Genomic DNA, 14891 nt, shown 5'->3' on the forward strand with positions numbered 1-14891 from the left:
TAGGGTCTAACATTTTCAACTTTAAGATGGCGCAGCGGACGGGACTCGAACCCGCGACCCTCGGCGTGACAGGCCGATATTCTAACCAACTGAACTACCGCTGCACTTAAAATTTTAACGTAAAGACTTGGTGGGCGCTGACGGGATCGAACCGCCGACATTCTGCTTGTAAGGCAGACGCTCTACCAACTGAGCTAAGCGCCCTTAAAAGGGCTATCATGTAAATGGCGCAGCGGACGGGACTCGAACCCGCATATTAAAGCGTGACAGGCCGATATTCTAACCAACTGAACTACCGCTGCACATACATAATATTGCTATTAAAGTACAAACAATTTATTAAAAAATTAAGTGGCGCAGCGGACGGGACTCGAACCCGCGACCCTCGGCGTGACAGGCCGATATTCTAACCAACTGAACTACCGCTGCACTTAAAATTTTAACGTAAAGACTTGGTGGGCGCTGACGGGATCGAACCGCCGACATTCTGCTTGTAAGGCAGACGCTCTACCAACTGAGCTAAGCGCCCTTTACGACTTCATCGTTTGTGTGGTGCATTATAGAGAATCTGTACCGCCTGTCAAACGCTTTTCGGTCTGTTTTGGTTTTTTTACATCTGAGTGCTTAAAAAATAGGTCATTCGCTATAAAAACAAACAATTTCGGCCACTTATTAAGCATTTTGAGTGAAAATTTTAGAATTGAGTAGCAACGTTTTTAATCAAATGAACGCAACTTTCTGATCAAAGTGGCATCTTTACACATTTAATGCATTTTTATAAAAATTTTAATTCATCTAAAGCACGGCCTGTAACACTCAATTAGCATTCTTTTAGTCTTCTGCTAAAGGCTGTGCTGAAATAAACACCAAAGCATCTTCATCAATCAACTCAAATAACTCGATTACATCTTGATTGCGCATACGAATACAGCCATGCGACTGAGGAATACCCATCGGTTCGGTATCCGGTGTGCCGTGAATATAAATATAACGCTGAAAAGTATCGCAGCCTGCACCCTGATTTATATTTTCTTCCAAACCACTGAGCCATAAAATGCGCGATAAAATCCAATCTCGTTCAGGATATTTTTCCGCCAAAGTAGAACTATAAATTTCACCGGTCGCTTGACGGGCAATAAAAACCGTATTTTTTGCTGCACTATGACCAAACTTAAATGCAATTTTATGCCAACCGCGCGGGGTCTTGCCGGAGTTTTCTTGCTCGCCAATGCCATTTTTACCTGAAGAGATGGCATAGCTTTTTTGATGCTGCGGCAAGATTAAGGTTTGTGTCGCCAAATCAATTAAGATCTGTGCTTGTGCTAAAAAATAAGACATCTTTTTACTCTATTTTTTGATCTGTAGCAGAGACGGATTCTGGACGCAGCCACAACCAAATTGCCACGCTTAACATGGTGACATCGGTAAAAATTTTCACCCAAAGCGGTGCTGTGGTAAATAACATTAAGATAGCACTCATCGACATCATCACACTGGCCAACCATTTGGCCTTGCGCGGTACGGTACCGTTAGCCCGCCATGCTCTTAAGGTTGCACCATATTTAGGATGACTCAGTAACCATGCATCCATTTGTGGCCAACCTTTGGAGGCAGACCATGCCGCGAGAATAAGAAAGACTGTTGTTGGCATACCCGGTAAAAGCGCTCCGATAAAGCCGAGGATGATAAAAATCACCACCAAACTTCGCCAAAACAACGTTCTCATAGCACTGTTCCACACACATAATTGCGGTAGTATAAAGCGTTTTTGCATTTTATCCGTGCTAATTCTGCACTTTCTAATCAGCGCCAGGTATTTTTATGTTTGCTTTAAATCAAGCGCCAACTCTTGATGAGCCTTGGCTACAGTTTAAAAATTTACAGGTCAGACAACTGGCGTTTTGCCTGAGCAGTCCCAATATTTTACAGTCGATTCCCTCAGAACTGCGTTTTAAGCAACATACTTTTCAATTACACAGCCAGCATACATGGGCCATCCATTTTAAAAATTACCATGCGCGACTGTTGTATTTAGATCAGCATCCGCAAGAATTAGAACTATTTTTACGGCGCCTTAAAAGTACGCGCTTAGGTTTACGCTTTGAGATGTTTATCTGGTTTTGGTTACTCGATCAGGCCTATCATCCCTATCAAGTCTTGGGACATAGCATTCAAAAAATAGTCGCACGACAAACCATCGGTGAATTAGACTTTTTACTCCTGAATCACGAAAACAACCAAGTAGAGCATTGGGAAGTGGCTTTAAAATACTACTTAGCCGAAACCGATTACACTTTGCCATGTTGGTATGGTTTAAATCGCAGCGATCAATTAATTCGAAAATTAAATCACTTTAGCCAACAGCAATTCCAATTTGATGAAGCGCTGGAGCAGACGATTGAGCAACGCTTTGTGGTGCTAAAAGGTCAGCTCTACCTTCCGCTACAACATCGCCTACGCCCCTTGCCAGATTGGGTCAATCAAGAGCGACGTTTGGGCTATTGGGGTAGCACTATTCCTGCCAATCATGCGCAGTTTTATCGTTTGCACCGCCAAGAGTGGATTTGCCCCGCTTACACCCCCACCAGTCAGCCTGCACATTGGTGGATCAACGGGTTATATCGACAATACGATCAACCCAATTATTATATGTTTAGAAATTCGGCGCTGCTTTTACAAGACTTTAAAAGTCAGATTGATCAGAAAAGTCTATCTCTATAACAATTGATTACTTTTCTACCATCAAAGACTCGTATTTTTTATAGTCTCAATTAATTAATCTGAATACACATCAAAATAATGACTTAATGCACTGGAGATGATGATGAAAAAGATTCTAGCGACTTCCCTGATTATGGCGTTTGTTTTAACCGGTTGTAATACGTTTAAAGGTATGGGTAAAGATGTATCAAAAGCAGGAGATGCCGTAACGCATACTGCTGAGAAAACTGAACATAAAATGTAATTTAACAACTGACATATAAACCTTATCCTTGGATAAGGTTTTTTTATATTTAAAACTCCCCTTATTTTGCGAACTCCCCTATTATATTGGCATATTTAGCATTGATTTGGCCGGTATGAACCACTCAGAAACTCTAGCACTTAGCTTACAATTATTACGTCAACCCTCTGTCACGCCAGTCGATCATCACTGCCAAAACATTATTGCAGATCGTTTAGAAAAAATTGGCTTCAATATTGAATCAATGCATTTTGAAGATGTCGATAATTTATGGGCACGCAAAGGTACAACTGAACCCGTTTTATGTTTTGCAGGTCATACCGATGTGGTGCCAACGGGCAGTCTTGATGCATGGAATTCAGACCCTTTTCTACCTGAAATTCGTGACGGTAAGCTATATGGCCGTGGTAGCGCAGATATGAAAACAGCGCTTGCAGCAATGGTGGTGGCCTCTGAGCGTTTTATTTCTAAGCATCCAAATCATCAAGGCTCGATTGCTTTTCTAATTACGTCCGATGAAGAAGGCCCGTCTATTAACGGCACAGTAAAAGTAGTAGAGACCTTAGAGGCACGCAATGAGAAAATGACATGGTGTTTGGTGGGTGAACCCTCAAGTACAGATCGACTGGGCGATATTGTTAAAAATGGCCGTCGTGGTTCATTAAATGCAAAGCTTACCGTTAAAGGCAAACAAGGTCATGTGGCTTATCCACATTTAGCCATTAACCCGATTCATACTGCATCGCCTGCGCTTACAGAACTCTGCACAACCGTTTGGGACCATGGCAATGAATACTTCCCTGCCACTTCTTTTCAAATCTCCAATATTCAATCCGGCACTGGTGCCACCAATGTCGTACCGGGCAGCATGATGACCTTATTTAATTTCCGCTATTCAACGGAAGTGACCGCAGAACAGCTCAAAGCACGCACTTTAGAGATTCTTGATCGCCATCAAGTCGATTATGAGATCGAGTGGACTTTATCGGGCTTGCCATTTTTAACACCGGTCGGTGAGTTGGTGAATGCCGCCAAGAATGCTATTCGTCATGTGACTGGCGTTGAAACAGAACTTTCAACCAGTGGCGGTACATCTGATGGTCGTTTTATTGCACCGACTGGTGCGCAAGTGCTGGAACTGGGTGTTTTAAATGCCACGATTCATCAAATTAATGAACATGTCAATGTCGCTGACCTTGAGCCATTGGCAGAAATTTATGAACAAATTTTAGTCGGCCTATTGGCTTAAATTTATTTAGCCTCATCAAAAAAGGAACTCAATGGAGTTCCTTTTTTATTTGCAACAGATCGGTAATCTAACTACTCAATTACAGCCCTAAAGTGCTCTGAATTTCTGTCAAATTGGGGATATGAAAAATCTGATCGGCCATACGCACGTATTGAAAAATTGTAGCGTCACTCGCATCACGTTCTTCATCCACAATTTCAGAAATACGCAAACGAATGGTTTTCGGCATTTCATTACACATCAAGGCAAAACGTTGATTTACTTCATCACCCTCAATTACCAAGGCAACACCTGCATTTTCGGCAGGATTATTGACCGCATGCACCGGCAATTTCACTTCATGCCATTCGACATACGGCACATGCGTTGGGCTGTTTAATGCTGACAAAACAATATTTTGCGGCAATAACATCGGCTCTTTACCATAGCAGTCAATAATATAAGCATCGATAAAACCAGTCGATACGGTAATCAGGTGATGTAATTCTTGTTGACTCAGCTTATCAATTGCAGAGCTTGAAACATTATTTTTGCTCATTTGGTTACCCCATGCTGGTCTCTAATAAATTTTCAACATTGCTTAGCAACTCTGCTTCTTGGAATGGTTTACCCATGTAATGCGTCACACCCAAGCTAAAGGCACGTTCACGATGCTTTTCACCAGTTCTTGAGGTGATCATAATGATCGGTAAATCTTGATGCACATCATGATGACGCACCAAGTTGGTCACTTCAAAGCCATCCATGCGCGGCATTTCAATGTCCAGCAACATTAAATCAGGTTTAACATTTTCCAGCTGCTCCATCGCATCTACGCCATCTTTGGCCGTGACAACATCATAACCTTGACGCTCAAGTAAGCGCGAGGTTACTTTTCGTACGGTCACCGAGTCATCGACAATCATAATTAAACGACGAGTATCGTTTTGACGCTGTGAGTCTCGATGCTCTGTAGTGTTCTTGATACGCTGACTGGTTTGAATTTGACGCGCAATATTTTGCCCATCTAAAATCAAACACACTTGACCATCCCCTAAAATGGTCGCACCGGCAACCGCACCAATCGATGTGAATTGCTGGCCAATCGGTTTCACCACAATTTGCGCACGCGAACCAATCAACTGATCCACCAGCAAAGCAATGGTTTGACCGCTGTTGCCTTTAATTAACAATACCGGTAAAGAATGCGCGACATTGGTTAAACGTGGTAACGCTTGGTCAGCCACAAATTCGGACAAATAGCGTAACTTATAAGAAGTATTGTCAATTTTAAACAAGTCGCTCTTGCTATTGAAATACTCTTCTAAGGCTGCTGGTGCAATTCGTACAATACGTTCAATTTGAGCCAATGAAATTGCAAATTGTTGATCGCCTGCTTTCACCATCAAGGCATCACTGACCGCAACCGTAGTCGGTACGCGAATGGTAAATGTCGTGCCTTGACCTAATGTTGAATCAACTGAAACATGACCGCCCAATGCTTTAATTTCACTTTGTACCACGTCTAAACCGACACCACGACCAGAAATCTGTGTTACTTCTTTGGCGGTACTAAAACCCGGATGGAAAATTAATTGTAAAATTTCCTGCGGCTCAAGCTGTTGTTCAGCTTTAATCAAGCCCAGATGCAGACCTTTTTCTTTAATCTTGGCCGCATCAATCCCTTTACCATCATCACTAAACGACACCAATACGTCGGTTCCTTGACGACTAATATTCAATTCAATATGGCCCACATCTGCTTTTTTCGCTTGCAGGCGCTGTTCCGTGTCTTCAATACCATGGTCAATCGCGTTACGCAGCATATGCTCAAACGGAGTCACCAAACGCTCAAGAATGGTCCGGTCCAACTCACCTTCTGTATTGTTAACAATCAGTTCAGTCGGACGATTTAACGTCGATGCAGTTTGACGCACAATCCGTTGCAAACGTGGCAACAGCCGTGAGAACGGCACAAGGCGTGTGCGCATGAGACTTTCTTGAATTTCAGCCTGAATACGCGATTGCTGTAAAAGCAAGCCTTCAGCATCGCGAATTTTTTCTGACAAGGTGGTTTTAAAATCCACCAAATCTGATGCAGATTCTGCTAAAGATTTTGACAATTGGTTAATGGATGAGTATTGATCCATCTCCAATGGGTCAAAATCGGCATAACGGGCTTTTTCCGAACCATGCTTGGCAATAATTTGTGACTCTAACTCACCATCCATTCGACGCAATTGATCCGCCAAACGCTTCATGGCCAATTCCATATCGTTTAACGTTGCCCCAAATTGGCTTAAACCCATTTCAATACGCGAGCGCGTAATAGAATTTTCACCCGACAGATCGATCATTTTCTCGACCAAGTCGGCAGAGATACGAATCATCTCGTTGCTGTTGTCGTGTTGTGAACTTAAGCCCCACTCACCCAACATCGCCGGTGGCTCAGTACCATCGCCTTCAATAAACTCAAAGGTTTTGGTAATCGCCAAGGTATTGGCTTCTGCCACACGATTAGGCAATTGTGCCGTACTATTTACAAACTCAATCGACTCTAGACTTAATCGTAGACTGTCAAAATTACTATAATCGCTTGCAAATATGGCGTGTTTTAACCACGTAAAGGTACTTTGTAGCAACAAGTCATAGACGTTTGAATTGAAATGATGAATTGCAAATTGTTCAAAAATAGTTTCAAGTTGATAAGAAATCACCGCAACCGATTCATTTTCAACCATACGCGCACCGCCTTTTAGACTGTGGGCTGCACGTTGTAATTGAAGCAAAATACTCCGGTCGCTTCGTTGCTCGAACCACTGCTTTAACAATGCGGCAGTGGTGTCTAAAATTTCTTGTGCTTCTTCTAAGAAAGCTTCTAAGGCAATTAAACGAATACTGTCTTCTGGCTCTTCAGATTCAACTGCTGTTACAACTATAGCATCCTGCGCTAGGCTGCTCTGCGTTGCAACTTGTTCTTCCACAGCAACGGCTGCTTCTTCAAGCGGCGCGATTGTAACGTCAATTGCAGTGCTTAAGTTCGCTACGGCACTCTGGCTTAAGCGACCTTGTGCAATCTGTTCAATATCATGCAAAATCGCAATCGATTCGGTTGCAGGATAGTCAATTTGTTGCTCACGAATAATTTGAATTCGATCGGCAACGTCATCTTGCACCAAACGTATAATACTGACCAGCTGTGGACTCACCTTAATTTGCTGACGAATCACCCGCTCATAAATCGATTCTAATTCATGCGAAATTAAACCAATATGTGGTGCCTGAATCATATTTGCACCACCTTTTAAGGTGTGTAAATATCGCATTAAATTATTCAGTGAAGTGGTGCTGTTTTGATCTTTGGCCCACGTATTAAGGTCTTGGTCAATACCGACCAATAATTCCTCAGCTTCTTCTAAGAAGATCTCCAGCAAATCGATATCAAATTCACGATTAACCTCTGCGGAGTGCATTTGCGCACGATCGGCACGTATTCTTTGTGAGATATCCGCTAAATCGACTGTCGGCGCTGCGACTGTCGGTACAGTAACTGTTGTTGAAGCAGCTACAGCAGCTGTTGCGACTGCAGCTGGCACAGCCGCTACATCAAGCTGTTGCAGGTCTTGCTGAACAAAGGCAGATAGATCATTCAATACGCCTTGAACATCGGCTGTTAAGATGACACGCTGACCTGCGGCCAAGGTATCAAATAAATGAATAAACTCTTGATGTGCCTGTCCAAACAACTCATAAGCATAGTCAATATTGAGCAGTTCTGGCTGTAAAACAAGCGCTTGATAACTTGATTTTAATTCTGTTGTAAACTGATGAATACCAGCAGCAGCACGATTATCCGTATGATCCAATAATTGTTGAGCTTGCTCACTTAAGGCATCAATATACTGTGGATATTCAGCTTTAGCGCGTTTCTCAAACTCAAATTCAGCATCTAACAGCAAATCAATGTTTAATGCGATCAGTTTCGAAACCAGACCTTGCGGATTAACATCTTCATCAATGGTCGTGGCAGCAAAACCATAGTTACTCCACGCACTATTAAAGGTGGCGTAAATAACATCTAATTTTTGCGTATCGCCTTGTCTTAAGGTATGCAAATAGTCGCGCACAAACTCAGCATACTGTGTTAGCAATGCTGTTTGATTTGAGCTAGAGACAATCTCATCTTGCAGCAAGGTCTTAAACAGATGCTCTACTTTGGTACTGGCTTCAAAAATTTGATCGATTTGCGCCATCGATGAGCTGCCGCGCAAGGTATGCAAGGCGCGAATAAGGCCGTTATAATCTTGACCTTGTTGTTGACCCTGAGCCAAAAAGCGATCAATGGTGGCCAAATGATCTTCAGCTTCTTCAATAAAGATCGCAACCGTTTCTTGGATATAATTATTATCTTCTTGTTCTAAAATATGGGCATCAGCTACAGGCTGATCTTGCAGCTCTAAACCAGTGATACCCTCTTCAGTGGTCAAGCAAGTTGCAAGCTGAAGTAAATCTTCTAATGCAGGTTCTAGACTTAGGTTCTGCTGGATTTGTTGTCCCAATAAAACCAAAGGACGTAAATCGATTTCAGCCAGCTGAACCGTTTTAAAAATGGGATACAATTTATATTGATAGATATTAAATACAGTTTGAGCAAAACGTTGAACCGTTGTATCTAAAGGCACTGAACCCGAGATCACACGATTTAAAGTGTCTTCAACTGCCCATGCCAACTCACCGGAAGATTTTGCCCCCACCATGCGTCCAGAGCCTTTAAGCGTATGGAAATGGCGGCGAATATTGGTCAGAATCTCTTGGTCATGCGGAGTTTGAGACCAAGCAGGCAATAACGTACTTAATTCAACAAAGATCTCTTCTAGTTCTTCAACAAAAATTTCTAAAATTTCTGCATCTTGATCAAGATAACTATCTTCAGGAAGCGTAGTCGTTTCAACTAAATTTTTTAATATTTCTTTCATAGCTTAGGCTTCTTACGTTTATCTGCCACCAAGAAGGGCGCTCAAACTTAATTGTCACCATCACGCGAAACCTAACTTTGAAAGTTAAGTTCATCTGGTCGATACTTATCTATAATTTATAAGCGAACCTTACCCTAAAGTAAGGCTCGCCTCTCGACAGCGCGAAGCTTACCTTATTCCGGTAATTTAAAGTCGGTTACAGATTCACGTAACGATTCAGCCATGTTGGCCAATTCAGATACTGAGCGTGCTGTATCAAACGTTGCTGTGGTGGTTTGTGAAGTAATTTCTTGTACCACATTCATGGTGCTTGAAATATGACCTGCTGAGGCAGACTGTAGTTTGGCTGCATCAGAAATGTTGGCAATCAATTTCGCCAAGTTGGTCGATACGCTTTGAATCTCATCCAGTGCAACACCCGCATCTTTAGATAAGTTAGCACCACGTACTACCTCAGATGTGGTTTGTTCCATCGAAATTACAGCTTCGTTGGTATCGGTCTGAATGGTTTTTACCAAGCCTTCAATCTGTTTGGTTGCAGACGCTGAACGTTCAGCAAGACGCTGTACTTCATCGGCTACCACCGCAAAACCACGGCCCGCTTCACCGGCCATCGATGCTTGAATGGCTGCATTTAATGCCAAGATGTTGGTTTGATCGGCAATATCGTTAATCAAGGCAACGATGTTACCAATTTCTTGAGAAGATTCACCCAAACGTTTAATACGTTTTGAGGTTTCTTGAATCTGTTCACGAATGGTGTCCATCCCCTCGATTGAGCGGTTTACCACATCTGCACCATTGGCAGCAATGCGTACTGAACGCTCAGCTACCACAGCAGACTCGGATGCGTTTGACGATACTTGGTCAATCGACATGGCCATTTCATTAATTGCTGCAGAGGCACCGGCAATTTCTTGCGCTTGATGCTCAGATGCTTCAGCTAACTGGTTGGTAATTCCCTGCGTATTGGCCGTATATTGCGCAACTTCTTGCGATGTATCGGTAATCCGCGAAACCAAATCACGTAATTGGTCAATTGCAAAGTTAATTGAGTCGGCAATGGCGCCGGTAAAATCTTCCGATACCGTTGCGTATGAACGTAAATCACCATCTGCCAAATCGGCAATCTCATCGAGTAAACGTAAAATTGCGTTCTGGTTACGATCGTACTCTTCTTGCAAACGTACTACGCGTTCTTTATCTGATAAACCACGTAGCGTCAGTAATTTAAATGCAGCAACTAAGAAACCAGTCAGTAATAACAGTAAGAATAAACCCGGAATAGCGATGGTTAAACTTGAGCCTGTAGAAAGTTTATTTAAGCTGGCCAACAATTCATCGGACTGTGAAAAAATAGAGGCAGATGCTTGACGTACTTTCACAATTTGGCTTGAGTTTTTAAGAATAACTGAAGATGCTGATTTTAATACATCATCATATTCCGTTTTAATACCGTTTAATGACTCACGTAATGCAGGATCTGATAGACGTTCTACACCCAGTTCGGCATTACCATTTAACTGCGCTTCTAAATAAGAACCAAAAGTTTCCGTATCCGCACTAAAGTCATCCGCAGATTCACGAGAGCTTGCAGTTCCAGTTAACACCGAGCTAATCGAACGTAAAATACGTTCTGCAATAAATACTTGGTTTTTAGCAATAATAACTTGGTTACTTGGCATGTTTTGACGTGCCATTTGGTCAACCATTAAGTTATATTCCGCTTGAATTCCGGGAATAGTTTCGCCAATGGCAATATTGGTGTCATATAACTGGTTAATGATTTTTTGTTGTGACGAAATCAAATCAATACCATCTGAAACCGATTTCCACTGCTTTTCTACTTCAGATAATGCCTGAGTTTGAGCATGAATATCTTTCACCGTCTCAAGATTTTCAGCAAAAGCCTTTTGAGATTGGGTTAGTTTATCAATCGATTCTTTGGTCCCTGAAGCAGTCGCCTCAGTGGCCTGACGAGAAATCGTCTGTGACAATAGACGTAAATCACCCACACTACGGGTTAATTCATTATTACGCGGTACACTATAGAATAAGTACAACAACAGGAATAGTGCTAAGACAAGACAAAAAATTGCACCCAAAATTAAGGGCTTGGACTTCTCACTGTCACCAAATACACGTGATAACTGATCTGTTTGTGCTTGAATCTTAGTTAATAAAGCATGACCAACCTTGCGATTGCTGCCTTCACCTGTATTTTTCTTTTTAAGTTTAAAGCCCATCCAGCCTCTCCCCGACTTTCGCCATCATTATTCAACACACAACTATTAGTTTATAAATTTTATAGATGCATTCATGTACTTTGGATTTTGTAATAAACGGCTAAATAAGAAAACATGCCAGTGTTGATTGTGCTGATAAAAATGCCCCTGACAATATTCTTTTAAATTACTATCTAACTCACTTTGATCAGAAAAGAAACTTTTCTTATTAAAGTGTTGAATCCCCAAAACTTGATCTACAACTAAACCGACATAATGGTCATTATGACTAACACACAGTACTTTTTGAGTGGGTGAAAACTGACTTCTTTGCCCAGAAATATATTGAGCCAAATCAGCCACTGAAAGTAACCGTCCACGAATATTGGCCAAGCCCATCACCCAAGATTGGGTATTAGGCACTGGCGTATATTTAGGTGGATAGATCACTTCTGCAACTTCCCCCAAAGGAGCAACGAAATACTGCCCCATCATTTCAAAAGCAATACCTGACCATCGGTTTACTTCATTTTCAGTGGTAACGTAGTTTTTATTGCCACGTTTAGCCAGCCGAAGTAATTCGATAAATCCATTCGCTGCCATAGCGCTTATCCTGCATTGAGGTATTGATTAATTACATCAATTAACTGTTTTTCATCTACAGGTTTGGTCAAATAATCAATTGCGCCTTGACGTTTGCCCCAAACACGGTCAGTGGCTTGATCTTTGGTACTTACAATCACAATAGGAATATGCTTGGTGGTCTCGCCACGTGCAATTTGACGTGTGGCTTGAAAACCATTTACACCCGGCATAACCACATCCATTAACACCAGATCTGGCAACTCGGCTTGTGCCATAGCGACACCATCAGCGCCATTTGACGCCTCTAGAACTTCAAAACCATGTTTGGTTAGAATTTCTCTAAAACGAAAGGTTTCAGTTGGTGAATCATCCACTATAAGGATACGTGACATGCTTTGCCCCAATAAAAATTAACTTATGCTGTTACGTGAGTTCGAATTGCGTCTAATAATTCATCTTTACTAAAAGGCTTGGTTAAATACTGATCAGATCCAACCACTCGACCTTTGGCTTGATCAAATAAACCGTCTTTACTTGACAGCATAATGACCGGAATATTTTGATAATTTTGAGAGTTTTTGATTAAGGCACAAGTTTGATAACCATCCAAACGCGGCATCATAATATCGACAAATACGATATCTGGATTAGCTTCAGCAATTTTAGCCAATGCTTCAAATCCATCAACGGCAGTCACGACATCACACCCTTCGCGTTGCAATAATGTTTCTGCTGTACGACGAATGGTTTTTGAATCATCAATCACCATGACTTTTAGATTTTGGAACTTATCGTCCATTTAATGACCCTTCCCATTGTTGAAATGCGCAATCAATTTGAGCAGAAAGTTTTATTACAAGTTATAACCATTTTTAACATATCTTTACTTGTCTTTTCAATGTACATTTTTTCTACCAAACCTCACTTACGAGCATTTAGCAAACCTAAATCACACTTTGAACAGAGCAATACGTTTTTTTTGACTTTAGATGGTTTTTTATTCTCAATTTTGAGTCTAATATACCATTTTCATTACTTGAAAATAAGTAATCTAGTCAACTTAAAACTGGGGGAGACAATGTGAAGTAAGTTTAAACAAAAACTTGCTTTCATTGCACAAATATAAATGACTCGAACATTCATTTTTCTGTTTTTGATGATTTTTCAGGTAACCGACCTATATGCCCAGAGCGTAAAACCAGCATGGTATCGCTACTATGACAGTCGGGGAATTCCCAACATCAGCACCAACGTCACACCCAATCATATTCGTTATGGCTATGAAGCTTTAGATCAAAATATGCAAGTGATTCAGCGTAATCGTGCCTATAATTCTGAAGCAGATATCAAACAAGCACCGCAACGTGCGGCACTGGCTAAAAAAAATGAAGCCGATTTAAAATTAAAAAAAGCCTACAGCAACAGTCAAGTGGCGCTGCAAAAACGCAATGATGCTTTGCTATATATTAAAAAACAGATCGCCTTTCAGCAAGAACAACTGAAACAATTACAAAATGATCGGATTTATTTTAAACGCCAACAGCTTGAACATTTACGCAAAGTAGAAACAGTTCCAGTGGCGTTAAAAAACAAGATCGATTACAACCAGAAAAATATTGAGGTGAAAAAGGAACTCATTGTCTCGTTACATACCCAATACGATAATACACAACTGTACTATGACAAAATCATTGCACGCTTAAAACTACTTGAATAAATTGCTTTTGTGTAGACATCAGCTTACTTTTACTGCAATCAATAAAAAAGGTTAATGTGCATGCGATTTCGACAGAATTTTAAAAAATTTATTCCAGCGCAGAAAACACAATATTTGATGTGTGGTCTATTCTTTTTAAATCTCTGTTTAAGTTTAAGTGCGTGTCAAAAAAATGAAATTGAGCCAAGCGTTAAAAAAATAGAAAAAATTGAACTTATTCCCCAAGATTTGGTGCTAGTCAAAGAGGGTTTTTCAATCGCTAAAACTGCATTTACCGGCACGATTGGCGCTATCAATCAAAGCAGCATACAGGCACAAGTCACAGCAACCGCAACGGCGGTCAATGTACAAGTGGGACAAAGCGTCTCTAAAGGCCAAGTTCTGGTACGTTTAAACAATCAAGACAATGCAGCGCGACTTGCCCAAGCTCAAGCCAACCTTCGCTCAACCGAAGCCCAAGCCACTTTAGCTCAAAATATGATGCAACGTAAAAAGCGCTTACTGGATCAAGGCTTTATCGCCAAAGTGGACTATGAACAAGCCGTCGTGGATTATCAAGCCCAGCTACAAAATGTGTATGCACAACAAGCCAATGTCAATATTGCGCAAAAAGCGGATGCCGATGGAACGATTTTCAGTCCAATTTCAGGCGTCGTGACTCAGCGCCAAGTGGATTCAGGCCAAACCGTTGCGGCGGGTCAAACCTTGTTTGAAATTGTTGACCCGAATCATTTAGAAATTCAGGCCAAACTGCCCAGTGATCAGCAAGCAGCCTTAAAGGTCGGTCAAGCCATTGAATATAATATTCAAGGAAATCCCACCCCATTAACTGCCGTGATCAGTCGTATTTCCCCGATTGCCGATCCTGTGAATCGCCAGATTGAATTCTTTGCGCGTCCGAATGAAAATATTAACTCACTCAGTATTGGGGCTTTTGTCGAGGGCAATATTCTTGCATCAAATCAAGTCGCTGGGCAGCTTATTCCACTCGACCTGATTCAGCATCTAGAAGATCAAGCCTATGTCTGGGTGATTCGTCAAAACAAGATTGAAAAGGTCAATCTACAGGTTTTAGAGCAACGCTATAGTGATAATTTAGCTGTGGTTCAGGGTTTACAATCAGCTGATCAAATCAGCCGGATTAAATTTAGCGATATAAATCTTCATCAACCCGTCACCATCAATCAAAAATAAA

13 protein-coding genes and 5 tRNA genes are annotated in these 14891 nt (G+C 41.5%); 5 read left to right on the top strand and 13 right to left on the bottom strand.

Annotated elements, in window-relative coordinates:
* Positions 1-27 precede the first annotated feature (27 nt).
* The 7 genes from SE27_RS10935 to SE27_RS10965 all read right to left on the bottom strand — a co-directional run bounded on the left by SE27_RS10935 (position 28) and on the right by SE27_RS10965 (position 1726).
* Positions 28-104: transfer RNA gene (locus SE27_RS10935), tRNA-Asp, on the bottom strand.
* Positions 105-128: 24 nt separating this feature from the next.
* Positions 129-204: transfer RNA gene (locus SE27_RS10940), tRNA-Val, on the bottom strand.
* 21 nt (positions 205-225) lie between these two features.
* Positions 226-302: transfer RNA gene (locus SE27_RS10945), tRNA-Asp, on the bottom strand.
* Positions 303-352: 50 nt separating this feature from the next.
* Positions 353-429: transfer RNA gene (locus SE27_RS10950), tRNA-Asp, on the bottom strand.
* A gap of 24 nt (positions 430-453) precedes the next feature.
* Positions 454-529 (bottom strand) — tRNA-Val (locus SE27_RS10955).
* A 302-nt stretch (positions 530-831) separates the two neighbouring features.
* Positions 832-1338 carry a cell wall-recycling L,D-carboxypeptidase ElsL gene (elsL, locus tag SE27_RS10960; protein WP_039623350.1) on the bottom strand — a complete coding sequence of 169 codons (507 nt, stop codon included), beginning with the start codon at positions 1336-1338 and terminating at the stop codon, positions 832-834.
* A gap of 4 nt (positions 1339-1342) precedes the next feature.
* On the bottom strand, positions 1343-1726 hold the full coding sequence (locus tag SE27_RS10965) for a YbaN family protein (RefSeq protein ID WP_039623352.1): 384 nt from the start codon (positions 1724-1726) through the stop codon (positions 1343-1345).
* Between the two features lie 95 nt (positions 1727-1821).
* On the opposite strand from SE27_RS10965, the gene SE27_RS10970 reads away from it, so the two are divergent.
* The 3 genes from SE27_RS10970 (at position 1822) to dapE (ending at position 4214) form a co-directional block, all read left to right on the top strand.
* A complete protein-coding gene (locus SE27_RS10970) occupies positions 1822-2721 on the top strand; it encodes a DUF1853 family protein (RefSeq protein ID WP_039623356.1) in 900 nt (299 codons plus the stop codon).
* A gap of 103 nt (positions 2722-2824) precedes the next feature.
* Entirely contained in the window at positions 2825-2965 is a 141-nt protein-coding gene (locus SE27_RS10975; RefSeq protein ID WP_039623358.1) for an entericidin A/B family lipoprotein, read from the top strand.
* Positions 2966-3080: 115 nt separating this feature from the next.
* The gene (gene dapE, locus SE27_RS10980; protein ID WP_039623359.1) at positions 3081-4214 is read left to right on the top strand and encodes a succinyl-diaminopimelate desuccinylase; all 1134 of its coding nucleotides are present in this window, start codon (positions 3081-3083) and stop codon (positions 4212-4214) included.
* A gap of 79 nt (positions 4215-4293) precedes the next feature.
* Here the strand turns inward: dapE and SE27_RS10985 are convergent, their stop codons facing one another.
* The 6 genes from SE27_RS10985 to pilG form a co-directional block, all read right to left on the bottom strand.
* Positions 4294-4752: a hypothetical protein gene (locus tag SE27_RS10985; RefSeq protein ID WP_039623361.1), complete on the bottom strand. Its 459-nt coding sequence runs from the start codon at positions 4750-4752 to the stop codon at positions 4294-4296.
* Positions 4753-4756: 4 nt separating this feature from the next.
* The gene (locus SE27_RS10990) at positions 4757-9169 is read right to left on the bottom strand and encodes a hybrid sensor histidine kinase/response regulator (RefSeq protein ID WP_039623362.1); all 4413 of its coding nucleotides are present in this window, start codon (positions 9167-9169) and stop codon (positions 4757-4759) included.
* A gap of 173 nt (positions 9170-9342) precedes the next feature.
* Positions 9343-11415 carry a methyl-accepting chemotaxis protein gene (locus SE27_RS10995; protein ID WP_039623364.1) on the bottom strand — a complete coding sequence of 691 codons (2073 nt, stop codon included), beginning with the start codon at positions 11413-11415 and terminating at the stop codon, positions 9343-9345.
* 45 nt (positions 11416-11460) lie between these two features.
* Entirely contained in the window at positions 11461-11997 is a 537-nt protein-coding gene (locus tag SE27_RS11000) for a chemotaxis protein CheW (protein WP_039623366.1), read from the bottom strand.
* Between the two features lie 5 nt (positions 11998-12002).
* Positions 12003-12371 (bottom strand): response regulator, encoded by a 369-nt coding sequence (locus SE27_RS11005; RefSeq protein WP_039623367.1) that lies wholly within the window; start codon positions 12369-12371, stop codon positions 12003-12005.
* Positions 12372-12394: 23 nt separating this feature from the next.
* Complete coding sequence (gene pilG / locus SE27_RS11010; protein WP_039623369.1) at positions 12395-12778, bottom strand: twitching motility response regulator PilG; 384 nt, start codon at positions 12776-12778, stop codon at positions 12395-12397.
* A gap of 327 nt (positions 12779-13105) precedes the next feature.
* Between pilG and SE27_RS11015 the strand changes: the two genes are divergently transcribed.
* Together SE27_RS11015 and SE27_RS11020 are read left to right on the top strand one after the other, a co-directional pair.
* Positions 13106-13696, top strand: a complete 591-nt coding sequence (locus tag SE27_RS11015) for a hypothetical protein (protein ID WP_052251735.1) — start codon at positions 13106-13108, stop codon at positions 13694-13696.
* A 117-nt stretch (positions 13697-13813) separates the two neighbouring features.
* Complete coding sequence (locus SE27_RS11020; RefSeq protein ID WP_052251758.1) at positions 13814-14890, top strand: efflux RND transporter periplasmic adaptor subunit; 1077 nt, start codon at positions 13814-13816, stop codon at positions 14888-14890.
* The last annotated feature ends 1 nt before the right edge of the window (position 14891 follow it).

The sequence above is a fragment of the Acinetobacter harbinensis genome (assembly GCF_000816495.1).
Classification (GTDB): Bacteria; Pseudomonadota; Gammaproteobacteria; order Pseudomonadales; family Moraxellaceae; genus Acinetobacter; species Acinetobacter harbinensis.

Coding starts and splice junctions, on each gene's coding strand:
- SE27_RS10965 (WP_039623352.1), bottom strand. CDS start 1,726: ATGAGAACGTTGTTTTGGCGAAGTTTGGTGGTGATTTTTATCATCCTC.
- SE27_RS10985 (WP_039623361.1), bottom strand. CDS start 4,752: ATGAGCAAAAATAATGTTTCAAGCTCTGCAATTGATAAGCTGAGTCAA.
- pilG (WP_039623369.1), bottom strand. CDS start 12,778: ATGGACGATAAGTTCCAAAATCTAAAAGTCATGGTGATTGATGATTCA.
- SE27_RS10970 (WP_039623356.1), top strand. CDS start 1,822: ATGTTTGCTTTAAATCAAGCGCCAACTCTTGATGAGCCTTGGCTACAG.
- SE27_RS11015 (WP_052251735.1), top strand. CDS start 13,106: ATGACTCGAACATTCATTTTTCTGTTTTTGATGATTTTTCAGGTAACC.
- SE27_RS11020 (WP_052251758.1), top strand. CDS start 13,814: ATGTGTGGTCTATTCTTTTTAAATCTCTGTTTAAGTTTAAGTGCGTGT.
- SE27_RS11005 (WP_039623367.1), bottom strand. CDS start 12,371: ATGTCACGTATCCTTATAGTGGATGATTCACCAACTGAAACCTTTCGT.
- SE27_RS10995 (WP_039623364.1), bottom strand. CDS start 11,415: ATGGGCTTTAAACTTAAAAAGAAAAATACAGGTGAAGGCAGCAATCGC.
- dapE (WP_039623359.1), top strand. CDS start 3,081: ATGAACCACTCAGAAACTCTAGCACTTAGCTTACAATTATTACGTCAA.
- SE27_RS10975 (WP_039623358.1), top strand. CDS start 2,825: ATGAAAAAGATTCTAGCGACTTCCCTGATTATGGCGTTTGTTTTAACC.
- SE27_RS11000 (WP_039623366.1), bottom strand. CDS start 11,997: ATGGCAGCGAATGGATTTATCGAATTACTTCGGCTGGCTAAACGTGGC.
- elsL (WP_039623350.1), bottom strand. CDS start 1,338: ATGTCTTATTTTTTAGCACAAGCACAGATCTTAATTGATTTGGCGACA.
- SE27_RS10990 (WP_039623362.1), bottom strand. CDS start 9,169: ATGAAAGAAATATTAAAAAATTTAGTTGAAACGACTACGCTTCCTGAA.